Annotated in this window: 17 protein-coding genes; 9 read left to right on the forward strand and 8 right to left on the reverse strand. The window is 69.0% G+C overall.

Annotation, left to right across the window (positions count from 1 at the left end):
* Positions 1–142 precede the first annotated feature (142 nt).
* The 5 genes from JIG36_RS09215 to JIG36_RS09235 all read left to right on the forward strand — a co-directional run bounded on the left by JIG36_RS09215 (position 143) and on the right by JIG36_RS09235 (position 7,469).
* Entirely contained in the window at positions 143–2,071 is a 1,929-nt protein-coding gene (locus JIG36_RS09215) for a GMC family oxidoreductase (RefSeq protein ID WP_203375589.1), read from the forward strand.
* Between the two features lie 125 nt (positions 2,072–2,196).
* Positions 2,197–3,222, forward strand: coding sequence for a sugar ABC transporter substrate-binding protein (locus JIG36_RS09220; RefSeq protein ID WP_203375590.1), 1,026 nt, complete (start codon positions 2,197–2,199; stop codon positions 3,220–3,222).
* Between the two features lie 69 nt (positions 3,223–3,291).
* Positions 3,292–4,701: an amidase gene (locus JIG36_RS09225; protein WP_203375591.1), complete on the forward strand. Its 1,410-nt coding sequence runs from the start codon at positions 3,292–3,294 to the stop codon at positions 4,699–4,701.
* Positions 4,698–6,230 (forward strand): amidase, encoded by a 1,533-nt coding sequence (locus JIG36_RS09230; protein ID WP_203375592.1) that lies wholly within the window; start codon positions 4,698–4,700, stop codon positions 6,228–6,230. The genes JIG36_RS09225 and JIG36_RS09230 overlap by 4 nt, the downstream gene beginning before the upstream one ends.
* 90 nt (positions 6,231–6,320) lie before the next feature.
* A complete protein-coding gene (locus tag JIG36_RS09235) occupies positions 6,321–7,469 on the forward strand; it encodes a sensor histidine kinase (RefSeq protein ID WP_203375593.1) in 1,149 nt (382 codons plus the stop codon).
* A 101-nt stretch (positions 7,470–7,570) separates the two neighbouring features.
* Here JIG36_RS09235 and fxsT (JIG36_RS09240) read toward each other — a convergent pair whose 3' ends face one another.
* A complete protein-coding gene (fxsT, locus tag JIG36_RS09240; protein ID WP_236046196.1) occupies positions 7,571–10,411 on the reverse strand; it encodes an FxSxx-COOH system tetratricopeptide repeat protein in 2,841 nt (946 codons plus the stop codon).
* 234 nt (positions 10,412–10,645) lie between these two features.
* Between fxsT (JIG36_RS09240) and JIG36_RS09245 the strand changes: the two genes are divergently transcribed.
* Positions 10,646–10,942, forward strand: a complete 297-nt coding sequence (locus tag JIG36_RS09245) for a hypothetical protein (protein ID WP_203375595.1) — start codon at positions 10,646–10,648, stop codon at positions 10,940–10,942.
* Between the two features lie 429 nt (positions 10,943–11,371).
* The gene (gene fxsT, locus JIG36_RS09250) at positions 11,372–15,568 is read left to right on the forward strand and encodes an FxSxx-COOH system tetratricopeptide repeat protein (protein WP_203375596.1); all 4,197 of its coding nucleotides are present in this window, start codon (positions 11,372–11,374) and stop codon (positions 15,566–15,568) included.
* Between the two features lie 29 nt (positions 15,569–15,597).
* Here the strand turns inward: fxsT (JIG36_RS09250) and JIG36_RS09255 are convergent, their stop codons facing one another.
* Genes JIG36_RS09255 through fxsA form a run of 3 tightly spaced genes read right to left on the reverse strand, consistent with a single transcriptional unit; the run spans position 15,598 to position 18,265 of the window.
* On the reverse strand, positions 15,598–16,860 hold the full coding sequence (locus tag JIG36_RS09255) for an aKG-HExxH-type peptide beta-hydroxylase (protein WP_203375597.1): 1,263 nt from the start codon (positions 16,858–16,860) through the stop codon (positions 15,598–15,600).
* Between the two features lie 17 nt (positions 16,861–16,877).
* Complete coding sequence (locus JIG36_RS09260; protein WP_203375598.1) at positions 16,878–18,080, reverse strand: FxsB family cyclophane-forming radical SAM/SPASM peptide maturase; 1,203 nt, start codon at positions 18,078–18,080, stop codon at positions 16,878–16,880.
* Positions 18,077–18,265, reverse strand: a complete 189-nt coding sequence (fxsA, locus tag JIG36_RS09265; RefSeq protein ID WP_203375599.1) for an FxSxx-COOH cyclophane-containing RiPP peptide — start codon at positions 18,263–18,265, stop codon at positions 18,077–18,079. Before fxsA ends, JIG36_RS09260 begins: the two co-directional genes overlap by 4 nt.
* Before the next feature lie 301 nt (positions 18,266–18,566).
* Here fxsA and JIG36_RS09270 point away from each other — a divergent pair, with 301 nt between their 5' ends.
* Entirely contained in the window at positions 18,567–20,030 is a 1,464-nt protein-coding gene (locus tag JIG36_RS09270) for an aldehyde dehydrogenase (RefSeq protein WP_203375600.1), read from the forward strand.
* Here the strand turns inward: JIG36_RS09270 and JIG36_RS09275 are convergent, their stop codons facing one another.
* The gene (locus JIG36_RS09275; RefSeq protein WP_203375601.1) at positions 20,031–21,509 is read right to left on the reverse strand and encodes an aldehyde dehydrogenase family protein; all 1,479 of its coding nucleotides are present in this window, start codon (positions 21,507–21,509) and stop codon (positions 20,031–20,033) included.
* Between the two features lie 186 nt (positions 21,510–21,695).
* On the opposite strand from JIG36_RS09275, the gene JIG36_RS09280 reads away from it, so the two are divergent.
* Positions 21,696–22,502: an IclR family transcriptional regulator gene (locus tag JIG36_RS09280; RefSeq protein ID WP_203375602.1), complete on the forward strand. Its 807-nt coding sequence runs from the start codon at positions 21,696–21,698 to the stop codon at positions 22,500–22,502.
* Positions 22,503–22,974: 472 nt separating this feature from the next.
* On the opposite strand, the gene JIG36_RS09285 is transcribed toward JIG36_RS09280, so the two are convergent.
* From JIG36_RS09285 to JIG36_RS09295, 3 genes are read right to left on the reverse strand one after another with little or no spacing between them, the layout of a single operon-like run.
* Entirely contained in the window at positions 22,975–24,093 is a 1,119-nt protein-coding gene (locus JIG36_RS09285; RefSeq protein ID WP_203375603.1) for a protein kinase domain-containing protein, read from the reverse strand.
* Positions 24,080–24,844: a hypothetical protein gene (locus JIG36_RS09290; RefSeq protein ID WP_203375604.1), complete on the reverse strand. Its 765-nt coding sequence runs from the start codon at positions 24,842–24,844 to the stop codon at positions 24,080–24,082. The genes JIG36_RS09285 and JIG36_RS09290 overlap by 14 nt, the downstream gene beginning before the upstream one ends.
* A 4-nt stretch (positions 24,845–24,848) precedes the next feature.
* A complete protein-coding gene (locus JIG36_RS09295) occupies positions 24,849–25,307 on the reverse strand; it encodes a peptidase inhibitor family I36 protein (RefSeq protein WP_203375605.1) in 459 nt (152 codons plus the stop codon).
* Positions 25,308–25,420: the final 113 nt, after the last annotated feature.

The raw sequence follows: 25,420 nt of genomic DNA on the forward strand, positions 1-25,420 counted from the left end.
CTTTCACCCCGCCCTCCACCTCACCGCCCTTCAACCCCACCCTTCAATTTCATAAATCGCCTTTTTCGGATTTGCGCGACACGCACCATGCCCCACGCCGGCCGGGCTTCACGGCTCGTCGGCTGAAGCGACGGAGGACTCCATGCCGGAAGTACAGGACCAGGCGATCATCCAGGCGGTCTGCGACACGTTCGCGCCGTCCCTGGACGCCCCGGCGGGCGCGGACGACGCCACCATCGCGTTCTACCGTGACGGCGCCAAGGCCCGCGGCATCGACGTGGCCGTGGCCGGCGCGGTCGGGTCGCTCGACGCCCTCACCCGGGGCGCGGTGGCTTCCCTCCTGGAGCGCCTCGGACCCGACTTTGCTTCGGCTGACCTCGAGACCCGGACGGCGACCCTGCTCGCGGTGGCCGACGAGTCGATGCGGCTGCGTCTCGGCGTACGGCAGCTCAAGGCCATGACCCTGGCCACGCTGGTCGGGGCGGTCGACGAGACCGGCACGAACCCGACGTGGCCCGCGCTGGGCTATCCCGGCCCGGCCTCCAAGCCTCCGGCCGCCCCCAAGGACTTCCCGCTCGTGACCCTGCCCGCGGGTGAGGCCGAGCTGGACGCCGACGTGGTGGTGATCGGCTCGGGCGCCGGTGGCGCGATCGTGGCCGCCCGCGCGGCCCAGGCCGGCCAGTCGGTGCTCGTGCTGGAGGCGGCGCAGTACCGCAACGAGGCCGACTTCCGGCAGATCGACTCGCTCGGCGCGGCCACCATGTTCCTGCGCGGCGGCTCGCTGTGGTCGTCGTCGGGGCAGATGGGCGTGCTGGCCGGGGCGACGCTCGGCGGCGGAACGGTCATCAACTCCATGGTCTGCCTGCGCACGCCGGAGCACATCCGGGAGCTGTGGACCTCGTACGGGCTCGAAGGTCTGGACGGCCCCGAGTTCGACAAGTTCACCGACATGGTGTGGGACCGGATCGGGGTCAACACCGACGCCACCCAGTACAACGCGAACACCCGAGCCATGATCACCGGGCTGGCGTCGCTCGGGTACCGGCACGAGCGGCTGCCCCGCAACGCCGCGCTGGACGACGACGCGACGATGTGCGGCTACTGCAACGCCGGCTGCCAGCAGGGCAAGAAGCGCTCGACCCTGCACACGTACCTGCAGGACGCCGTGGACGCGGGGGCCCGGGTGGTCGTCGGCGCGCACGTCGACAAGATCGTCACGGAGGACGGGCGCGCGACCGGCGTCCTCGCCACCGTCGACGGCACTACCTCGCTGTCCGTTTCGGCGCGCAACGTCGTCGTCGCGGCCGGCGGCATCGAGTCACCCGCGGTGCTGCTGCGCTCCGGCATCGGCGGTCCCGCGGTCGGCAAGAACCTCACGCTGCACCCGGCGTGGATCGTCACCGGCGTCTACGAGGAGCCGGTCGAGGCCTGGCACGGTCAGATCCAGTCGGCCGTCAGCTTCGACCTGACCCAGGTCGTCGACGGCGGCGGTTTCCTGGTCGAGAGCCTCGCCCTCAACCCGGGCACGTGGGGCGGGCAGTCCCCGTTCACCGACGGCCGCACCACCCGCGACCAGCTGCGCAAGCTGCCCTACTTCGCCACCTGGCACGGCGTTTCGCACGACCACGGCAGCGGCGAGGTCTATCTCGACGCGGACGGGCGGGCCGCCGTGCACTGGAACCTCGACGACGATGTCGACCACCGGATCGCCGTACGGGCCCACACCGAACTCGCCCGCATGCACCGCGAGGCCGGCGCCACCGAGATCTTCACCTTCCACTGGAGCGACCAGCGCTGGACGAAGGGGGAGGACTTCGACGCGTACCTCACCCAGCTGGCCGACTCCCCGATCGACGACCACACCGCTTTCTCCGCCCACCAGATGGGCTCCTGCCGGCTCGGCGCCGACCCGGCCACCTCGGTGGCCGACGGCTGGGGACAGCTCCACGACGTCAAGGGCGTCTGGATCGGGGACGCCTCGGCGTTGCCGACCGCGCCCGGTGTCAACCCCATGATCACAGTCATGGCGCTGGCCGAGCGGACCGCTTCGGCTCTCGTCAAGTCTTTCTAGCGCTCGCCTGCACGCTCGTTCGCGCCTTCACGCTTGTTCGCTTGTTCGCGCCTCACGTTCGTTCGTGCCACACGGTCGTTCGCGCCCCCGCGCTCGTCGTGCCTTCACCCCTCGGAGGAACTGTCATGTCCATTTCCCGGTGGAAACTTGCCTCTTGTTCTGTTTTGGGCGTCGCGGCGCTGCTCGGCACCGCGGCCTGCGGCGGGGGCGACGACGCCTCGGCCTCCGGCGGCACGAGCGGGCTCAAGGTCGCCTACTCCAGCCCGGTCGCCTCGCAGCCCGGCCAGCAGATCGTCACCAACGGCCTCAACGCCGGCGCCAAGGAGCTGGGCTGGGAGGTCAACGTCATCGACGCCAACCTCTCGGCCGACCAGCAGGTCTCCAACGTGCAGACGATGATCCAGCAGCAGGCGGCCGCGATCGGGCTCTGGGCGCTCGACTCGGGCGCCATGGAGGGCACGTACGCCCAGGCCAAGGCGGCCAACATCCCGGTCATCGGCGTCAACTCGGAGGGCGCGAACGTCTCCTCGACCGTGTGGTGGGGCGTCAACCGCTGCGACGACGACCAGTCGCCGTACCGGGTCGCGGCCAAGGAGATCGCCACCGCCCGCCCGGGCGGCAAGGTGATCGTCATGGGCGGCCCGCCGGTGCCGTCGATCCAGGCCAACGTGAAGTGCTTCAGCGACGCCGCCAAGGCGGCCGGGCTGACCATCCTGGCCCAGATCGACAACACCAAGGACACCTCGGCCAACGCGGCCTCGCTGACCGCCGACACGTTCACCAAGTACCCGGACGTGGACGCGGTCTGGTCGTACAACGACTCCTCGGCCATCGGCGCGTCGACCTCAGCCACCCGGGCCGGTCGCAAGATCTCCGACGGCAAGAGCGAAGGCATCATCATCCAGGGCTCGAACGGCGACCCGGACGCGATCGAGGCGGTCAAGCAGGGCCGGCTCAGCGGCACCTGGGACCCGGACTCGTACGCCACCGGCATGGCCGTCATCAAGGCCATGGACGACGCCAAGAAGGGCGTGACCGGCAAGAACTACGTGGTCACGGCGAAGTACTGGAGCCAGGCCAACATCGCCGAGTACAAGGACACCGCGACGCTCGGCTACACGCTGGCCACCATCCCGGTCACCGAGAAGTAGGTCCTCCCCGTACGCGGAAGCCCCGGTCAACGGCGACCGGGGCTTCCTGCCCATGAAGGGATCGATGACGTGACCGACACTGCACTCGACGCGACGGCGATGGCCGCGCTCGTCGCGTCCGGGGAGGCAAGCCCCACCGAGCTGGTGAGCGCCGCGATCCGCCGGATCGAGGAGCTCGACGGCCGGGTCAACGCGGTCGTGCACCGCCGCTTCGAGCAGGCCCTCGACGAGGCCGCGGGCCCGCTGCCGGATGGACCGTTCCGCGGCGTGCCGATCGTGCTCAAGGATCTGCGCAGCGGCAGCGCCGGCGACCCGGACCATCAGGGCAACGCCTTCCTGCGCGGCATCGACTACCGCGCCGCCCACGACGCCAACGTGACGGCCGCCCTGCGCCGGGCCGGATTCGTCGTGCTCGGGCGCACCAACACCCCCGAGTTCGGTCTGGTCTCCACCACCGAGCCGCGCGCCACCGGCCCGACCCGCAACCCGTGGGACCTCACCCGCTCACCGGGCGGCTCGTCCGGCGGCTCGGCCGTCGCGGTCGCCACCGGGATGGTGCCGCTGGCTCAGGGCACCGACGGCGGCGGCTCGCTGCGCATGCCGTCGTCCCACTGCGGGGTGTTCGGCTTCAAGAGCAGCCGGGGCCGGGTCAGCGCCGGACCCGACGAGGGCGACGCGCTGGCCGCCCACAACATCTACGGCGTCATCACCCGCACCGTGCGCGACAGCGCGGCCACCCTCGACGCCATCTCCGGCTATCACTCCGGCGACCCGGTGGTGGCGCCCGCGCCGTCCCGCTCGTTCCTCTCCTCTGTTTCCGACGCACCCGGCTCGCTGCGGATCGGCGTGATGCTCGTCGAGGACGTGAACGGCTACGCGGTCGACCCACGGGTCAACGCGGTCGTGCGGCGCACGGCCGACCGGCTGACCGCGCTCGGCCACCACGTCGAGGAGGCGTATCCGGCCGCGATGACCGACCCCGCGTACCTCGGACACTGGCTCGGCCTGCTCAGCCCCAGCGTCACCGTGCTGATGGACGACCTGGCCGCGATGGCCGGGCGGCCGCTGCGCCGCGACGAGTTCGAGGAGGTGACGTGGTGGTGGGCCGAGCAGGGGGCCAAGGTGTCGGCGGCCGACTACGTCCGTCACGAGACCTGGCGCGACGACTTCCGCCGCCGCATGGCCTCGTGGTGGACCGGCGGCTTCGACCTGCTGCTCAGCCCGGTCGTGCCCAACCCGCCGCCGCCCCTGGGCCTGTTCGACGGTCCGGACGGCATCCAGCGCTCGATCGACATCCTCTGCTTCACGCCGCAGTTCAACACCACCGGCCAGCCGGCCATGGCGGTGCCCGCTGCACGGACCGAGGAGGGGCTGCCGATCGGCGTGCAGTTCGCTGCCGCGTACGGCCGTGAGGAGACGCTGTTCTCACTGGCCGGGCAGCTCGAGGCCGCGCACCCGTGGATCGGGGCCCTCGCATGACGATCACCGGACCTTCCGACCGGCACGTCCGGGCCGCGGCCGACCACCTGGGGCTGCCGCTGACGGACGCCGACGTCGCCGCCGTACGGGACGACATCGCGCCCATCATCGAGCTGCTGGGCGGGCTCGACGCCATGGTCGAGCCGCTGCCGCCGGTGCGGTATCCGCGCACTCCGGGCGACCGTCCGGGCCCCGCCGACGACCCGTACAACGGTTGGGCCGTTCGCACCGACATCGCCGGCGCCGGATCCGGGCCCCTCGAAGGGCACCGGATCGCCGTCAAGGACACGGTGAGCGTGGCCGGGGTGCCGATGACCGCCGGATCGGCCACGCTGCAGGGCTTCGCGCCGGACTTCGACGCCACGATCGTGACCCGCATCCTGGACGCGGGCGGAGTGCTGGCCGGCAAGGCCAACTGCGAGTACTTCTGCTACGGCGCGGGCAGCCACACCAGCGCGAACGGGCCCGTACGCAACCCGTGGGACCCCACCCGCACGGCCGGCGGCTCCTCCTCGGGCAGCGCGGCCCTGGTCGCCTCGGGCGCGGTGACGATGGCCGTCGGCGGCGACCAGGGCGGCTCGATCCGGGTGCCCGCCGCCCACTGCGGCATCTACGGCCTCAAGCCGACCCACGGGCTCGTGCCCTACACGGGCGTCATGCCGGTCGATCCGTCGATCGACCACGTCGGGCCGATGACCGCCACCGTGGCCGGCAACGCGCTGCTGCTCGACGTGCTGGCCGGCCCCGACGGGCTCGACCCGCGTCAGGTGGGCGTGCGCAAGGGCGACTACCTCGGCGCGGTGACCGGTGGCGTCGAGGGCCTGCGCGTCGGCCTGCTGACCGAGGGCTTCGGGCAGCCCCTGGCCGAACCGGGCGTCGAACACCTCGTCCGGGCCGCCGCCGACCGTCTCGCCGCCGCCGGCGCCACCGTCGTCGAGGTGTCGGTGCCCGAGCACCGCACGATGATGAACGTCTGGGCGGCGATCATCCTGGAGGGCACCGTCCAGGTCGCCATGCACGGCAACGGCGCCTGGATGGGCATCACCGGCCTCAACCCGACGGCGCTGATGCGGGCCCACTCCGCCTGGCACCACCGGGCCCACCTGCTCTCCGAGCCGATCAAGACCGGGCTGATCGCGGGCCACTACCTCCGCGAGGTCTACGGCGGCGTCTACTACGCCAAGGCCCAGAACCTCGTCCGCGTCGCCCGGCAGGCCTACGACGACGCCCTGGCCCAGGTCGACGCGCTCGCGCTGCCGACCGTGCCGTTCGTCGCGCCGCCGCTGCCGCCGGGCACGAGCCGGGCCGAGATGTCCGCCCCCGGCTTCAACCCCGTGGTCAACACGGCGCCCTTCGACTGCACCGGCCACCCGGCGCTCTCCGTGCCGTGCGGGCTCAGCGACGGAATGCCCGCCGGCCTGATGCTGGTCGGCCGGCACTGGGACGAGGCCACCCTCTACCGGGCCGCCGGCGCGCTCGAACGGGCCGGCGACTGGAAGGAGTGGCGACCCGGCCAGCTCGATGACTGATTCCGCCGTGTGAGGGTGGAGTTTTCCCCACCCCCGGTTCTCCGGTCAGCGGGATCGATCGGCCGGCCCCGGCCGCGCACCATGGGCCTCATGGAGACGATCGGGAAGCCGGCCATGCTCGGGCTGTGGACCGTCGTGGCCGGGCGGGACATCCCGTACGCGTCCCGCCGTTCCTGGCTGACCGGGGTGTTCGTCCTGCTCGGTCTCGGCACGGCCCTGCTGGTCCACGACCATCTCGCGGGGATGCCGGCACCGGTAAAGCTCGCGTTGGCGGCCGGGGCCGGGCTGCCGGTCGCCCTGCTCCCGCGGCACGTGCTGGCCGCCTGGCGGATCGCCATGGTCGCGACCCTGCTGAACCTGCCGGTCGAGATCGCCCCCGGCGGCCTCGACTGGCCCTGGCATCCACTCCAGCCGGTGCTCCTGCCCGCGCTCGTGCTGCTGATCGCCCTGCGGCACCAGACCCGGGCCGTCATCTGGGCGGCCCTGCTGACCACCGCCACGATGGCCGGACATCTCCCGTCCCACCACCTGCCCGCCTCCCTGGCCGCGGTCGCCGTTGTCGCTGTGATCGGCGATCAGGTCCGCCGTCGCCTCGAGGCCCAGCACAGCCTGGCCGCCGAGCGGAAGCTGACCGAGGCCGAACAGGAACGCAGCGCCGTCCTGGAGGAACGGGCCCGCATCGCCCGCGAGATGCACGACGTCGTCGCCCATCACATGTCCATGATCGCCGTACGGGCCGAGACCGCCCCCTACCGCCTGAACGACGACCGTTCCGCCCGCGACTCCGAGTTCGTCGCCATCGCCGGCGCTTCCCGCGCGGCCCTGCAGGACATGCGCCGCCTGCTGGGCGTCCTCCGCAGCGACTCACCGGACGCTTCACTCGCGCCGTCACCGGGCCTGACCGACGTTCCCGCCCTGGTGCACACCGCCGCCGACGCCGGTTTGGACGTGACGCTGCGGTGGCCGCCCGAGGTGACCGCCACCCCACTGGTCGGCCAGACCGCGTACCGAATAATCCAGGAGGCCTTGTCCAACGCCACCCGGCACGCGAGCGGAGCCCCCGTACGCATCGAGGCAACCGCCGACACCCGAACCCTGACCATCACCGTCCACAACAAGGCATCCACCCATCCCACCCCCACTCCCGGCGGCGGCCACGGTCTGACCGGCATGAACGAACGAGTCGCGGCGGTGGGCGGCACCTTGAGGGCCGGCCCCACCCCGTACGGAAGCTTCTAGATCCGAGCCGCCCTGCCGCTCAACGCTTGACGGCGTTGTCAGAATCAGCCAGGTTCACGCCGCGCCGCATCGGCAAAGCGTCAAGGTCCGCCCGGCGATCGTCACGATTCCGGCGGTTCGATCTCGCACTCGACAAACTCGTCCTTGGCCACCGAGATGCCCTGTGTCGTCAGACGGGCCAACGCCTCGGCGCGCAGCCTGCCACCCTCGTCGCTCTGACCGGTCTCGATCATGAGCAACCCGAGATTGGCCTGAAACGCCAGCCGGTTCGGATGATCCGCTTCGAGCACGTCGCCGGCGCTGTCGACGAGGACCCGGGCGAGGGCCAGCGCAGCATCCAGATCGTGCCGGAGCGCCAGGTCGACGGCGAGCCCGTTGCGGGCGGCCAACGTGTACGGGTGTTTCTCTCCGACGGCCGCGACGAGTTCCCGCTCGGTCAGCTGGTCACTCCAATAGGCCTCGTCCCGGGCCCCCGAGAGGCGGTTGATGGCCGCCGTGTTGGCCGCGGCCGCCAGCACCATGGGGTGCGTACGGCCCAACGCGGTGCGGCACCGGTCGACCGCTTCGTCCGCGAGCGCCTTGGCCCCGACCAGATCCTTGGCCCGCCGGAGCGTGTTGGCATGGGTGATCATGCTGAGCAGCGTGTTCTCGTTGGTCGGCCCGAGAAAGCTGTCCGCGCTGCGCCGGTTCTCTTTCGCCAGCCGTACCGCCTCACGGTGCTTTCCCGTACGGCTGAGGCCGAGCACCCGCATGCGGCGCGAGCAGAGAACGTATTCGTGGTTGTCGCCGTGAAGTTGAATCTGCCGCGGCAGAACGCTTTCGATCAGCTCCAGACTCTCGCGGAACTTTCCCAGCCCGTACAGATCCTTCGTCAGGTTGGCCGCCGCCAGGAGCGCCCGAGGATGGTCAGCCCCAAGTTCCAACGTGAACCCGTCCCGGGTCCGCAGATCAAGGCTGTAGGCCTCGCTGAACTTCCCGTTCATGCGCAGGCTCACGGCAAGGTTGCCCATCGCTCCCAACGTCGCAGGACTGTCTTCGGACACTTGGGCCCGCAGAGAGACAACGTTCTGATCGACCTCGAGCGCCTCGGCGTAGGCGCCGGTGATGCGCAGGTAGATCCCCAGCGCGCCGGCTAGGTCCAGCGTGCGTCGGTGGCCTTCGCCGTAGTGGGGATCTGACCGCAACCGGTCGAAGGCGGCCTGCGTCATCTGCCGGGCATCCTCATATCGGCCGAGCGCGCGCAGGGCGTTCGCCGTTTCCCGGATGGCCCGGAAGGTCAGATCATCTCCCGGTCCGGGAGCCTCGGCGTCCGGTGGCCGGCTCCACGCCGCCACCGCCAGCTCTCCGAGCCGCCGGGACTCCTCGTAGTCACCGCGGCGTTCGAGGTATCTGATCTGATCGACGACGGCGGTGCGTACGGAAAGGTCGTCCGAATGCACGGCATCACTGGCGACGAGGTGCGGGCCGATCTCGGCGTGCAGGGACCAGGTCCGCGGATCGTTCGGGTCCCCGGGGTTGGCCGCGCCGAGGAGGCGATGAGTCGTGAGGCGGACCTCTTCCGCGTGCGCGGCTTCGAGTTGCTCGTGGACGACCGAACGGATCAAGCGATGCACCTGGATCCGTTCGCCACGAGGCTCCAGCCGGGCCACGCCGTAGCGGACCAACTGGCCGACGATGCGCTCGATGAAGTCGAACTGGTAGAGGGCCCGGCCCAGCGACGATTTGATGTTCGCCTCCCGGCCGAGCCGGAAAAGACTCACCGGCACGGGCTCCGAGCCCAGAAAGGCGAAGAGCTCGAAGAGCTGAACGGCCGCGGGCGTCCGTTCGCGCAGTGCCTGAACGGCGACCATGACGAACGCCGTCACACTGCTCGCATGTCCGTCCTGAGGCTGGGTGCCGAGGAGATCGCTCATGTGCTCACCGAAAAGCCTCAGGTACTCCGTTACCGACATTCCCGTCTCGGACTGCACGGCCGCGACTTGCTCGAGGGCGAGCGGCAGGTCGCCGAGCCGGGTGGCGAGCAGGTCCGCCTCGGCCTGAGAGATTCCACGGCCGCGCTGCAGAAGCAGTTCGATGCTTTCGCGCCGGTCGAACACGTCGACCTCCAGCACGTTCCCGGTCTGTGACCAGCCAAGTCCGCGCGTGGTGATGACAACGTCTCCGCCCGGCGGAAGCATCTCGGCGAGAGCCACCGGGTCGTCGGCGTTGTCGAAGATCAGCAACCACCGGAGCCGGCTTTCCTCGAGCGCGTCGACAGTGGCCAGGGCGGTCTGGTGCAGGTCGGCGCGGCGGGGCAGATCAAGACGTTCAGCGAGGGAGGCCAGCGCCGCCCGGGCCTGTCCCTGCTCCGCGGCGGGCACCCACCAGACCACGTCGTAGTCCGCTGCCGCGCGGTTCGCGAACTCACCCGCCAACTGGGTCTTGCCGACCCCGCCGATGCCCCTGATCACCAGCGGTTGCCGAGGTTCCGACTCCAGAAGACGGCGCATTTCTGACAGCAGGGCCTGCCTTCCCACGAAGGCGGCGTTGCGGGCCGGGGCATTCCAGATGACAGTGCTTGACGCGGTGTCCGAACTGGTGGCCGGGTTGTCGACAGCGGGCACAACGTCCGGTGCCGGTGGGCTGGGCGTGATCGGTGCCGACGGCCGTCCGTCGACCGCTTCCAGCCAGATCGCGTGAAAGCGACGGACTTCGGCGTCCGGATCGGGTTTCCGCACGGACCACTCGGCCAGCTGGCGAACGACGGACTCGAGCTTGAGCCATCGGGGCAGGCTCCCACCATGGAGAATTGCGCTCACGGTTTCGTGGCTGACCGTGTCCTTCAAGTCATCCCGGCCCCGAATCGCCGTGCTGATTCTCCGGAGTCCAGGCTTGCCGGCGTCGCGATGGAGATCACGGATGGCCTGCGTCAGACGTTCTAAAGGTCCATCCGCAACCGCCATACAGCACCTCCACGTTCCACCGGAACGAAGCGTCAGCCAGCGTCAGCTTTCGTCAGACCACAGCGTCGCACAACGGATAGCGTGATCGACAGCTGTCAGTTTGCGTCGCAATCCGCCAGCAATCGGTCTTTACGCTGAGGCGACTCCCATGCTTGAGGAAAGAGCGGAAACAAGCGTGAGGCGGCGGAGCAGATGAGGAGCTGGCGGCGGCTGGTGCAGGCCGGAGCGCGGATCGTGGACAAGGTCATCCTGATCGCGGCTTTGTTGACGTGGTGGTTCTGGCTGCGGCCCGACTCCGAAGTAGTGAACGCCGTGGACACGGTCTCCTACCTTTTCATGATCTATTCGCTCTGGCGCGCAGGCCGGTCGTTCGCGTCGAAGCCGCGGTCGCTGCGGTCCCGGGTCCGCCGGAACCAGGTCGATGAGGCCGGTGATCAGGGGAAAGGCGTGTCGGTCGAGAGTAGCTTTGAGACAACAGGCGACGCCGGCGAGAGCGAGACCGCAGGTCGGCGATCGACGGGCCACCGCTGAACTCGCTGGATTCCTGCAGCCCTCCGACGAGGGGAGGGCCGCATCCCTGGTTCCTGGCACCTGTTCCTGGGCAGTTCACGATGAACAGTGTCTGCTTAACGTGCGTCACGATGTGAAGCGGTCTCCGTACCCACGGATTGAATTTCATTTATCCGCTCTTTGGCCCGCTTTTTCACCCGCTCGGTGCGGAGTGGCGAAATTCCAGGTCGCCTGTCCGAGTAATTGACGTCGAGTGTCTAATGAGCCGAGTCCGCCTTCGTCGGTGGTGCCCTGTCTTCGGCTGACGGTCCTGGTCGATGTCTGAACCGATCACAGGTTGCAGCCCGTACATCGGGCCGGGAAGAATCAAACGTGTCGTACGTGGAGCGCGTCGACTCCGGTTGATCAAAGGGTGCGACATGGGCCGGCGAACAGTCCTGGGAGCGCGCGATGAGCAGGCGAACTGATCAACATCACGTTCTTGCGGTATGTACCGAATGGGATTCCGGGCGCGGCGGGATCACCACCTTCAATCGTCAGCTTTGCCTGGCGTTGGCCCAGCAAGGCGCGGAGGTGGTCTGCCTGGTGGTGGCCGCAACCGAGGTGGAGACGCGTCAGGCTGAGAGGGCTGGCGTGACGCTGATTGACGCGCAGGCGAACGGCGAGCCGACCGAGGCGCTTGCGCTTGCCCGTAAGCCGGCGCTACCCGCGGGTTTCTCGCCGACGATCATCATCGGCTATTCCCGGCTGACCGGGCCGTCGGCCAAGGCGCTCCACGAGGACCACTTCCCGGAGGCACGTCGGTTGCACATCGTGCACATGTCGCCGGACGAAATCGAATGGCACAAACTCGACCGGGTCGATGACGCGTCCACCCGGGCCGAGGCGCGCGCCGAGGAAGAGCTTCGGCTTTCGCGGACCGCTCACCGGGTTGTCGCGGTGGGCCCGCGCATCTTCCACAGGCTCCAGAACGACCTGGCACCGGTGGAAATCACACCTCTGCAGCTCGAACCGGGCTTTGACGGCGACGGCGCCGATCGGGCAGTGAAGCTCACGCCGGCTGGTCTCTGCCGGATTCTGCTCTTCGGCCGGCTGGAGGACCACAATCTCAAGGGTCTCGACATCGCGGCCCAGGCGATGGGTCAGGCGCTGCGCTGGCGGGGCGGTCGGCCGGGTCCCGAGATTGAATTCGTGGTCCGCGGAGCGCCCGCCAGTGCGGGTGCAAAACTTCGCGAGCGCGTGCAGGAGTGGGCGCAGCTCCCTTCGCTGAACGTGGTCGTCCGGCCGTACACCGCGCACGTCGAGCGTCTGAGCGCCGATCTTCGCCGGGCCAGCCTGGTGCTGATGCCGAGCCGGGCCGAGGGTTTCGGACTCGTTGGAGTCGAGGCCATCACGGCCGGCACGCCCGCTCTGATCAGCTCGACCAGCGGGCTCGGCATGCTCCTCGACGGCATGCTCGCGCCCGATGACGCGCAACGGATCGCTGTCGAGATGGCGGGCAACGGTGACGACTTGATCGACAGGTGGGCGCGGGCCATCGACGCCGTCTTGCGGGACCGGGACGCCGCCTTCCGGCGAGCTGCGGAGACCAGGAGCCAACTGGCCACGCGGAAGACTTGGGCCGAGGCCGCCCAGAAGCTGCTGGGCAGCGTCGAGCCGCCCGACCGGCCTGAACCCACTCCGGGCGTCTTCTCTGTCACCGAGGAGCAACGCAATTCTCTCGTCGTTCAACTGGCGGCGGCGGGCCCGGTGGCGCTGTCGAAGGCCTATAGTCTGGTCGATCCCAACGCGGCCGCCCCCGATTGGAACGACTTGCGGGCCGCCACGCTCGCGCTCGAGCAACTGCCCGCAGCGCCGGGAGAGCTGCCCCGGCTATTCATATTCGTGGAACAGGTGGCACATCAACGTGATCGTAGCGAGTTCAAGGCGCTTCACGAATGGCTAGATCAGGCTGGAAGCGCTGCCGGACTCGACCAGGAGGGCCTACGCTTCATTTGCTTGCAGGCACGTCAACGGTACAGTGCCATCGGCCCCGAAAGGCTGGTCGAAAACCGGACGCTTGCGGGCGAAATAAATCCACCTAATGGAGATCTTGTGTCAGAGACGACGCCAGTTCTGGAAACAGTCCCACCCGGCCGGGGCGTTATCGATAATCGGCAGCATATTCGTGGAAACATTCCGATCCGGAACCCGGACTTCACCGGACGTGAGGATCTCCTGGATTCGCTGAGGAGAACCCTGGTGGAGAGCTCGAAGGCTTCGGTGCTGCCGCGGGCGTTGCACGGGCTTGGTGGCGTCGGCAAGACCCAGCTTGCTCTTGAATACGTGTATCGGTACGCCGATCAGTACGACCTCATCTGGTGGATCCCGGCCGAGCAGAAGTCGCTCGCTCTTACCTCCCTGGCCAACCTGTGCGACGAGCTGGGGCTGACGCAGAACCTGGATCAACAGCAGACCGCCGACGCGGTGCTGCGCGCACTGTCGAACAGCAGCATGAGCTGGTTGTTGGTGTTCAACAATGCGGACAACCCGGACGATATTCTTCCGCTTGTGCCATCCGCGGGCGGTCACGTCATCATCACCTCGCGCAACGAGGAGTGGAAGCGCTCCAGTAAGACCATCGAGGTCAACGTCTTCGCTCGCGCTGAGAGCGTCGCGCTGCTCCGAACGCGCAGTGATGACATCTCCGTCGACGACGCCGACCGCCTCGCCGCCACTCTCGGGGACCTTCCGCTCGCGCTGGACCAAGCGCGCTATTGGCAGGCTGCGACCGGCATGCGAGTCGACGAATACCTCGACCTGTTCGACACCCATGCGCGCGAGCTGATGTCCGAGGGGAAGCCGCCGTGGTACCCGACAACCGTTGCCGCATTCGTCAGCCTTGCGTTCGAACGGCTGCGAAATGCTAATCCGGCGTTGGCGCAGCTGCTTGAACTGTTCGCGTTTCTGGGTGCCGAACCGCTCTCGGTCGGAATGCTGCGACGGGCCCGCGAGGCGGCAATTTCGGATCCGCTGCTGCCGGTCATCCGGGAGCCGATCCGGCTTAGCCGAACTATTCGTGACCTGCGGAAATATGGGCTTGCCAAGGTTGACGCTGATCAGCGGATCCAGGTCCACCGGCTGGTGCAGTTGGTGCTACGTGAGGAATTGAGTCCGGAGCTGCTGGAAAAGAGTCAGGAGAATGTGCAGCGGATCTTCGCGGCGGCTAATCCTGCTCAGCCTGACGATACCCGCCGGTACGGCCAGGTCTATCAGGAGATCGGGCCGCATGTCTTAGCTGCAGATCTCGTAAATTCGCAGATCGATGGTGCTCGGCAGGTCGTTCTCGACCAGATTCGCTATCTATGGGTCATCGGCGACTACGAGGGCAGTCGGCGACTCGGGGAACTGGCGGCAGATACCTGGTCGGTCGCGACCGGCGAGGGTGTCGGCCTCGAGGGTGAGCTGACGCTGCTTGCAAAGCGCCACCTGGCTAATGCTCTTCGCGACCTCGGTGAGCGCGAGCGTGCCCGCCGGCTCGACGAGGAGGTCTACCGCAGTTTGGAGGCGAGCCCATACTTCGGCCCCGAGCATGAACATACGCTGGCGGCCGCCATGAGCGTCGCTGTGGACCTACGCGTGGCGGGGAAGTATCGCGAAGCCCTCGCCATCGACGAGCTGAACGTCGCCCGGCACCGTGAGGTGTTCGGCGACGAGGACGAGCAGACCCTTCGCGCCCGCAGCAACAGCGCCGTCAATCAGCGCATCCTGGGTGACTTCGCCGGTGCGCTGGCGGTCGACGAGGAACTGGTCGACGGATGGCGTCAGACTGTCGGCGAGGACGATCCACGGTACATCTTCAGCGTCGTCAACCTTGCGCTCGACTTGAACGGCCGAGGCCGTTACGCCGAAGCGCTGGAGTCGCTGAACCGCGTCTTCACGCGTTACCGCCAGCAACTCGGTAGCGGCCATGTTCTGGTTCTCGGCGCCTCCCGTGCCCTCAGCGTGGCTCTGCGCAAGACCGGCCAGTACAACAGCGCTCTGCCCTGGGCCGAGGAGAACTTCCTCGAGTGTGAGTCCCGGCTCGGCCCGAACCACGAGCGTACCCTCGCCGCCGCGATGACCTTCGCCAACACTTTGCGGGTCAACGGTCGGTTGGTGGAGGCGCGGGAGCAGGCAGCCTCGGCGATCCGACGTTATGGCGTTACTTTCGGCACCCGCCATCCGCTGGCCTTGGCCGCGCAGTCGAACCTGGCCGTCATCTACCGTGCGCTCGGCGAGATTCGTGAGGCGCGGAGGATCGGTGAGTCGGTGTTGGACGACATGATCCAGCTGCTGGGCGCCCACCACGGCTACACGCTGTGCGCGGCCAGCGGTGTCGCTAACGATCGGGTTCTCGCGCACGACACCAATGGTGCCCGCGCCCTCTCCGTCCAGACGCTTGATATCTCCCGCGAGGTGCGCGGCGAGCACCACCCGTACACGCTGTCCTGTGCGATCAATGCGGCGCTCGATCTGCAGGCCACCGGACAGGAGGCCAACGGTTTGGCCCTGTTCGACGCGACGATCGCCGACTTCGCGGAGGTACTTGGGGCGAGCCACCCCGAGACGGTCGACGCCGGCCGGTTCAAGCGGGCCGAGTGTGACATCGAGCCGCCTCCGACATAGGACCGGCACAATCGACGGCCGCGCGAGAGTCAGTTCGCGCGGCCGTTCCGTTTGTGCCATTCCGCTCGGACCGAGTCGAACGCCTGAGTGGCCGAGCGGAGTGTGCCTGGGGACACCTCCACCGCTTCCAGCGTGGAGAAGCGCTTCTGCATGGCCGCGACGAACAACCGGCCGCTTTCGGTAAGGCTCGGCGCCTGCGCCAGCGAGTCAAGCCCGGAACGAAGCTGCAGGCGTATCGCGGCGAACTCCTTCTCGGCCGCACGTTCCTCGACCGGCTCGGCCCGCATCCGATTCAACACATCCGCCACGGCCAAGAAGGCGTATACCCCGTGGAACAAGCCCCAGATCGGCCGGGCATCACCGCGCCAAGGCGCGAAATACCGGCCCCTGTCGTCGGGATCGAACATGCTCTCGAGCTGAAGGAGGGCATTGACTTTCGAGTGCTGGACCTCATGGACGATGGACACGGCCAGGTCGGAGGGCGAGGGCGGCATGGTCATGGCGACCGCTCCGAAGGCGTGTCGTGCCGTGACGCTCTGCGAAATGTGACTGTCGATGATGCGGAGCGGGACGACCGTCCGGAGAACGGCGCTCGCCTCGGCCATCCAATCAGTCGCGTGTCGAGCGAGGAGTTGTCCGGCGTCGGCGAACATCGTCTGCCAGTCCGTAAAGGTCTCATTGCTCAGCCGGTCGGTCGGCTGGTTCTGGAAGATATCGCGGCACGGGTCGATGTCGTCGATACCCAGGGTGGTTCCCGGTTTATCGCCCCAGGTGATTTGTCGTAGGCCCAGCCATCGACTGTTCCGGACGCCGGAGTCATCCGAGGCGGCGGCTGTTCCGGCGCTGTCGGCGACGGACAAACGGCTGTCGCGGATTCGTAGCTCGACTGTTTGTCCAGCGGTACCCATACCGGTGAGCATGCCGACCGTGGGGATCATGATGAGGTCATTGTGGACCTGAATCTTGATGTCGATATCGAGGCCGGTGCGGGCAGCCAGAGCCGCGGCCAAGGCGGCGAGCAGGGCCGGATTCGATCGCGATGCTCTGGTTCCGGAGCGCCGGATCGCTTGAGTAAGCCCCGCCCCGACCATGGGCTCGGCCAAGAGAGCCGCCGCGGACTCGGGATCGTGGACCCGGGCGGCGTCGATCACAGCCAGAGCTTCGTGGTCCGCTGCCGTTGCGGCGAGGTGGCGCAGGAGCAACAGATGCCGGCTGAGCTGTGCGGCCCGCAACGTGCGGAGCGTGGCGGGGCGGTGGACACCGGAGGCCAGATCGGCCAGCTCGTCTGGCATCAAATGATGAAACCCGGTCATCCGACGACGCTCAATCTTTCCAGGTCGATGGCGACCCGGCTCTGGACATGGGCGATGATGCGGCTGAGGTCGTCGCAGTAGACGGACCGGTTCAGGAACCCGGAGCCGAACGAGTAGCGATGTGGATAGTGGCCGGCGCCGCAGAGCCGGTGGATCGGACACGAGAGGCACTCCGCGGCGAGTGCACGTACGCCGAGCTGCCGGGCGACGACGCCCGGGTGTCTCAAGGCGTCGTCGAAGGAGTCGGTGGCTACGTGCAGCCCCGTTTCGCCGGCCCCCGGATAGCTGGCTCGAAGAGTGTCGACCTGTTCGATCGACCCGTCGGACTCGACGACCACCACGGTCACCGGACTCAACCCGACATGCTCCGACCGGCTGGCGCCGCCGAGCACCAAGTTGAGGATCTCGTCGAGGATCCTGATTCCGGTCTCCCGGACGGGCGCGTCGTACCACCTGTCGAATACCGAAATCAGCCAATCGCCGTACGGCGTGAGGCTCGGGCCGGGTCGTGCCGGCGGCCGGTTCCAGTTCGCATGGGGCAGCAGGAAGTCGATGACCGGTGGCCGGTAGCGGATCAGAGCCTCATACGTGCCGACCGGATCGGTTTCAGGGTCGACGGCGGACAGGATTCCGGCGAAGTTCGGCCGATAGCGTTCGCTGGACAACAGAGCGAGGGCTCGTTCGACGGCAGCGGCGCTTCCCCGGCCATCGGCGTACCGGCGGTGGCGGTCGTTGTCGGCCGGAGCACCGTCCAGGCTGACACCAACCTCCACACCCTCCTCGCCGAGCAGGTCGAGCATTCTCTCGTCGAGAAGGACCCCATTGGTCTGGATGGCGACACGCAGCCGGGCACCGCCGGCGATGGCGGACCTGAGTTCGGACACGGTGGCCCGTAGTCCTTCGCGGCCGACCATCAAGGGCTCGCCGCCATGGAGGATCACGCGGACCTCGTCGAGCCGGTGGGTCTCGGCGTGCTCAGCGATGCGCTGCGCCGCGGCCCGGACCACCTCGGGCGCCATCGCCATAGGGCGATCACGCCAAGAGCTGTCGCCCATGGTGTAGACGTAGCAATAGTCGCAGGCCAGGTTGCACCGCTGATGGATCTTGAAAACAAAGTCGCGGAACGCATACGGCTGGAATCCGTTTGCGATCAGGCTCGCCACATCGAGATCGGTCGGCCATCCGCGTGAGCGGATCATGGCGAATTGCCGAATTGGGCTGTCACCTCGCGGCCGTCGGTGACTTCGTCCACCAACCGTCGGATAGCCGCCTCCAGAACCGGATTCTCCGCAGGCTCGAGCTGGCTGAGAGGGATCCGGGTGACGTCCGGAACGGCGTCACCACGGGTCTCGGCACTATCCGGTGCCCCGGTTGTCTCGCTCATCCACCAGCCTTCCGCGTCCGCGGCTTGGACAAGTCACGGTCTTGACGCAAATTCCGTAACCTCCCGCGCTCGCTCGCGCGGCTGCCGTTCCGGATGACCCGGAACCGCGAACGCTCTCGCGAGACTACCGCGGATCCTCCTGCCGAGAATTTCCGACACACCATACTGCGGCGCTGGTCGACGGCCCACGGCGGCACGTCACGATCGTGTGACCATCGGTCCTGATGCGAACGGATGCGCCGGCGTGATGGTGGCAGGGAGGGCGGCCGGACTAGCGTCCTTTGGGGAAGGAGCGTGAACCGTGGAGGATTTTCGCCTTTTCATCGACGGGGAATCGGTCGATTCGATCAGCGGTCAGGTCTTCGAGTCGATGAACCCCTACACGAGCCGGCCCTGGGCCCGGGTGGCCGATGGTGCTACCGAGGATGTGGATCGGGCGGTGGAGGCGGCCCGCAAGGCGTTCGACGGGCCGTGGGGGAGCATGAGCGGGTTTCAGCGGGCCGCGGTCATGCGGAAATGTGCCGACGCCCTGGACGCCAACGCTGAGCGGCTGGCCGAACTCGAGGTCAGTGACTCCGGCAAGCTCATGCGCGAGATGCGCGGCCAGATGGCGGGCCTGTCGTCCTGGTTCCTCTACTTCGCGGGGCTGGCCGACAAACTCGAGGGCGCCACCGTGCCGCTCGCGAACCCGGATTACTTCGCTTATACGCGGAAGGAACCGGTCGGGGTCGTCGGGTGCATCACGCCCTGGAACAGCCCGCTGCTGCTGTTCACGTGGAAGCTGGCGCCGCTGCTGGCGGCCGGCAACACGTGCGTGGTGAAGCCGTCGGAGCATTCGCCGTGCTCGACGGTGGCCTTCGCCGAGATTCTGACCGAGGCCGGGCTACCGCCGGGTGTCGTCAACGTCGTGACCGGCTGGAACCGGGAGACGGGGGAGGCGCTGGCCGGTCATCCGGGGATCGACAAGGTCGCGTTCACCGGGTCGACGGCCACCGGCATCGCGGTGGGGCGGGCCGCGATGGGCAACGTCAACCGGGCCACCCTGGAACTGGGCGGCAAGTCGTGTCAGCTCGTGTTCCCCGACGCCGATCTCGACGCGGCGGCCAACGGGGTGGTGGCCGGGGTCTTCGCCGCGACCGGGCAGACGTGCATGGCCGGGTCGCGGCTCGTCGTGCACGAGGACGTGGCCGAGCCGCTGGTGGAGCGGATCGTGGCCCGCGCGAACGCCATCAAGCTCGGCGACCCGATGGACCCGGCGACCGAGATGGGGCCGGTGGCGAATCTTCCCCAGTACGAGAAGGTTCTCGGCTACCTGAAGACCGCCCGCGACGAGGGCGGCGCCTTCGCCGCGGGCGGGGAGCCGACGGGAGACGGCCTGTTCGTCCGGCCGACCGTCATCACCGGCGTCGACCCACGATCGACGGTCGTACGGGAAGAGATCTTCGGGCCGGTGCTGAGTGTCTACACCTTCACGGGCGACGAGGAAGAGGGCGTACGGCTGGCCAACGAGACCGCGTACGGGCTGGCCGGCGCCGTGTGGACCAAGGACGTGCACCGGGCGCACCGCGTGGCCGCGAAGATCCGCGCCGGGACTGTGTGGATCAACGCCTACCGGGTGGTCGCCCCCGGCATGCCGTTCGGCGGCTACGGAATATCCGGGATCGGCCGCGAGAACGGGCTCGCGGCCGTCGAGGAGTACCTGGAGACGAAGTCGGTCTACGTCGAACTGACCGGCGAGCTGCGCGACCCGTTCAAGCTGGGCTGATCAGCCCCACAGGGGGAAGCGTGGGGCTCCGAGGTCGATGTTGATGGTCTTGGGGGCGCTGTATTCCAGCAGCGTCTCCCAGGACAGCTCGCGACCGAACCCGCTGTCCTTCACGCCTCCCATGGGGGCCCCGGCGGGCAGGTCGAACCACTTGTTGACCCACACGATGCCGGCCTCCAGGTCGCCGGCGATGCGGTGCGCTCGGGCCAGGTCGGTGGTCCAGACGCCGGAAGCCAGGCCGTAACGGGTGTTGTTGGCTCGGGCCACCACCTCGTCGTAGTCGGTGAACGTCTCGGCCACCGTGACCGGGCCGAAGACCTCGCTCGTGACGATGTCCGCCTTGCCGGTGGGGTCGTGGAGGACCGTGGGGCGTACGAAGAAACCGTTCTTGTTCGCGGGCTCCAGCGCCAGGTCCTCGTCGCCTGCCAGGACCCGTACGCCCTCCTCGCGGGCCCGGCCCACGTGGCCCAGCACGCGCTCGAAGTGGGGGCGCGAGACGAGGGGGCCGACCTGGGTGTCGGGGTCGAGGGCGTCGCCGACCTTGATCGAGCGGGCCAGCTTCGCGAAGCGGTCGAGGAAGTCGTCGGCGATGGTGGCGTGCAGCAGCAGGCGGGAGGAGGCGATGCAGGCCTCGCCGTTGGCCAGGTAGATGCCCATCGCGGCGTCGGCCACGGCCCGGTCGAGGTCGGCGTCCTCGGCCACGATCATCGAGCTCTTGCCGCCCAGTTCCATGATCGTGGGGGTCAGCACGGCCGCGGCCGAGGTCATCACCGCGCGGGCGGTCGGTCCGCCGCCGGTGAGCGTCACCTTGGCCACGTCGGGGTGGCCGGCCAGCGTGGCGCCGACCACCGGGCCGCCGGTCACCACGTTGAGCACGCCCGCGGGCAGCAGGTCGGCAATGAGCTTCACGAACTCGAGCACGCTGGCCGAGGCGAACTCGCTGGGCTTGAGCACGACCGTGTTGCCGGCGGCCAGGGCGGGGGCGATCTTGTTGGCGGTGGTGATCAGGGGCGAGTTCCAGGGCAGGATGGCCGCGACCACGCCGAGCGGCTCGCGCACGGTGTAGACGAGGCTGTGCGGGTCCTCGACCGGGATCTGGTCGCCGCGGTGCGAACGGACGATGCCGGCGTAGTAGCGGTAGATCGCGGCGCTGGCCGGCACGTCGGCGATGGCCACCTCCCGTACGGGACGGCCGTTCTCGGTCGGCAGCAGGCGCGCGAACAGGTCGGCGTTGGCCTCGATGCGGTCGGCGATCTGGGCCAGCAGCGCCTGCCGGGTCGCCACGGACGACTTCCGCCAGGACGGGAGCGCCCGGCGGGCCGCCTCGACCGCGGCTTCCGCGTCGGCCGCGGTGCCGTCGGCGATCGCCGCCCACGGGCTGCCCAGGCTCGGGTCGACGGCCTCGAAGGAGTGCGGAGCGGCCACCCAGTCGCCGCCGACGAACATCCGGTAGTCCGCGTCGGGACGGAATCGCTCCATGACACTCCTCAGGTCGGCGGGAACCCCAGCCTCGCCGGGCCGGACACACAGCGGCAACCAGCGCGTTCCGGTCACCGGACCCGGGCCGAACGGGCGGAAATTACTGTCTGCCCGGCAGCGGCAACCCTACGCGACCCGGAGCTATCGTCGGGAGGGCAAGATCCACAAGCGTGGAGGGAGCCGCCCGTGACCGACCTCGCATTCCGCATCCCGCCCGACGTCGAGCTCGACGAAGAGACCGGCACCCCGAAATCCGTCCTGGGCAAGGCGCAGCTGCTGCTGGCCGCGTTCGGGGCCGGCGCCATCCAGCTCCGGCTGACCGAGCTGAGCCGCCGCTCGGGGGTCCCGAAGGCCTCGGCCTACCGTCTCGCCCAGGAGCTCGTGCAGTGGGGCCTGCTGGAGCGGGTCGGCAACAGCTACCAGCTCGGCATGCGCGTCTTCGAGCTGGGCCAGCGCGTGCCGGTGGCCGCGATCCTGCGCCGCGTGTCGCGTCCGGCCCTGGTCGACCTCTATGCGGCGACCCGGGCCACGGTGCACCTGATCGTCCCCGACGGCACCCATGTCCTGTTCCTCGAGAAGATCGCGGGCGCGGCCAACGTGCTCACCCACTCCGAGGTCGGCGGGCGGCTCCCGGCCAGCTGCTCGGCCTCGGGCAAGCTGTTCCTCGCGCTGCGCCCCGACGGGCGGGCGGCCTTCGCCGAGCTCAGCCGGCACGGCCTGATGCGCCCCACCACGCGCAGCGTGCCCACCCTGGAAGCCCTGGACGGCCAGCTGGCCGAGGTGCGCAAGCGGGGCTACAGCGTCGAGCTGGAGGAGATGCTGGTCGGGCACAGTTCGCTGGCCGTGCCGGTCGTCGACGCGTACGGGGAAATTTATGCCGCCGTGTCGATCACGTTGCCCACCAGCCAGTTGATCGTGCCCCGCCTGCTGCCGATCGTGCAGGCGACGGCGGGGCTCATCCACCGAGCGGTCGAGCAGCGTACGGCCGCTTAGGATCCGCTGACCTGCACGTTGCTGAGGGTGGCCTGGGCGCCCCAGGCCCGGATGGCGACGCCGCCGCACTCGACTTGCGGCACGTCGTAGGCCGCCACCTCCCGCCCGTCGATGGTGATGGTCATGGCCGACCCGGTGGCCGAGACGATCACGTGCCGCCGGCTGGTCAGGTCGGGGGCCGGAGTCGGCGCGACGGTGACCGACCACGCCCCACCCGGCAGCTCGGCGGGCCGCACGTACGGACCGGGCCGGGCTGCCACGTCCGCGGTCTGCCACTCGTACTGCACCGAGTAGCCGTGCGGCTGGTCGCCCTCGAGCCGGCTGCGCGGCGCGACCCCGATGCCGAAGTTGCCGTTCGTCCCGGCCGCCCGGGCTTGCAGGTCGAACTCGACCTCGGCGGCGCAGTGCTCGTCGGCCTGATAGAAGCCCCAGAGGTGGTCGTACTGGCCGTCGCCGGTCGGGGTGGTGATGGTCAGGGTGTTGCCATCGACCGCGGCGGGGAAGTCGGACCACTGCCGGCCGAAGACGGCGAAGTCCGACGAGTCGGCCGGCAGGAGCTGCAGCCGCTCCGTGTGGTCGGGCCGGACCGCGTACGCCGTACCGGCCAGAACCGCCACGAGCGCGGCCGAGGTCGCCGCCAGGAGGGCACGCCGGCGGCCGGGTCCAGACCGGTCCGGTCCGCCGGGTCGGGTGACAGATAGCGGGCGATCAGCTCGCGGACGGTCCCGGACGCCGGCCCCCAGTTCGTCCCGTCCAGTCGGCTGCGTACCTCGTCGTAGTAGTCGGGGTCCTCGGCACTGGGCGGCGCCTCACCGACGAGGAAGGAGAAGGCGACCGCCCCGAGCGAGAACAGGTCGGAGGCGGCGGCCCGGGGCCGTTCCGGAGCGGCCAGAACCTCCGGGGCGGCATAGCGCGGCGTGCACAACCCACGGCGGGACGCGTCCGAGTCGAGGCGGGTGATCGCGCCGGTGTCGACCAGGACGAGCCCCCGGTCCGCGGTGATCAGGCAGTTGCCCGGCTTGATGTCACCGTGGGCGATCGGGTTGTTCTCGGTGCGGGTGGCCGAATGCAGCAGGTCGATCGTCCGGGCCAGGTCCCGCACCCAGCCCGCACGTTCGCGGGCGGACACCTTCCGCTGCTCCAGGACGACGGCCGGCGGCGTCCCGTCGATCCATTCCATGACGAGGTACGGGGTCTGGTAGGCCCCGGAGGACGCCGGGCTGACCGCTCCCAGGAACAGCTTCTGAACCTGCACCATGTGCTTGTTGCCGGTGAGCCCGAGCAGCAGCCCGACCTGGCTGTCGAGGTGCGCCAGAGTGCCGTCGTGGGGCCAGTCGCGGGCGGCGCCGGCCGGGCGGCGGTATTCCTTGAGCGCGACCATCCGGGTGGAGTCGTGCCCGGAGCCGGCGAAGCGGGCCTTGAAGACGGCGCCTTCGAAGCCACCCCCGACGTATTCCAGGCGCTCGTAGAGGGCGGGCTCGTGCACCGGCCCCACCCACGTGCCCTCCGAGGGCACCGGCGGAACCGGGCGGGGGGCCGCGGGCACGGCGTCGGACGCTTCCGTGGCGCCCCGGTGGTCAGGCTCCGTCATCGTCCACGTTCGCTTCGAAGCGGGCCAGGTCGGCCTCTGTCACGTTGCCGGACCGGATCGCCCAGTGCGCCAGCCGGTCGACGACCCGCGACGACCCGGCCGGCTCCCCGCCCTCGGCGATCAGGTCGGGGATCTCGTGCTCGTAGGTCAGCCAGTGCCGCAACTCGTCGAGGTTGTTGCGGATCGTTCCCGCCTTGTAGTGGTAGCCGTAGTCGGCGAGCAGGACTTCGAGTTCGGCGTAGGTCGGGACCCGGCCCCGCTTGCCGAAGGACTTCATCATCGGCAGGCAGAGCGCGCACAGGAACAGACGATGCCGGTGTCTCATCGTCTCGAGCCGGCGGAACCCGGCCGTCGGCGTGCCGCCCACCGGCGCGGTGCCCGGTCCGGCGAGTTCGCGGGCATCGATCATGATCCGATGTTCGCCGGCCCGCCCTGCGAGGCTCAGACGCACCACGCCGTGCGGATGGGTGCCGCTGACCATCAGCGGCGCGATCTCGTACTGCGGGCCGGGGATGGCCGCGACCGTCAGGGCCCGCTTGTCACTGAGGTTGAAGATGAGCACCCCGTCCGGCCGGCATTCCAGCCGGCCGGCCCGGCGGGGGACACGCAGGTCTTCCGGGGCGCCGCCGATCGACAGGTCACCGTCGCCCACGGCCCGCCCGAAGTGCAGGGACTCACCGGGGGCGAGGCGGCGTTCGAAGTCTCCCGAGCTGATCACAGCCGCGGGAACGTGCTCGTCCCGTTCGGTCATGTCGTCAGAAGCAGAAGTAGCCCGGCGGGACCGTTCCGGCGCCGCTGCGATAGATCGCGGGCCGGACCGAGGACATCCGGTCGTTGAAACTCGCCCGGTAGCTCAGCCCGCCGTTCGCGCCGATCTTGATCGCGGTGCCGGAATAGTTGGCGTTCTGGTAGAGGCAGACCGGCACGGACTGCCGGTTGTACCAGGAACTGGCCATGTCGTTCCAGGTGCCGTTGGCGCCCGGGTTGGTGCCGCTGCGGCAGCCGCCGCACGGATTGTTCTGCAGATTCGCGTTCCGCGAGCCCGGACCGAGGTTGTAGCGCGGCCCGGAGTAGCCGGAATCGACCCAGAAGCAGAGGTTTCCCCGCGCGCAGTCGCCGGCGGCGGCGGACGCCGGCTGGGGCAGCGTGAACACCCCGGCGAGAACCAGGCCCAGAGCCGCGACCAGGCGCATGACCTTCGTCGGAACCCGCATGTCGCTCTCCGATCACTCGTAGGAGATCCCCCGCAGGTTAGCGGCGCCGGTCAATGACCAGTGCACCCCTGAACTGGAGCATGCACCCCGCCGCACGGGACCGTGGGAACACG

The sequence above is a fragment of the Paractinoplanes ovalisporus genome (assembly GCF_016834655.1).
In the GTDB taxonomy this organism is placed as follows: Bacteria; Actinomycetota; Actinomycetes; order Mycobacteriales; family Micromonosporaceae; genus Actinoplanes; species Actinoplanes ovalisporus.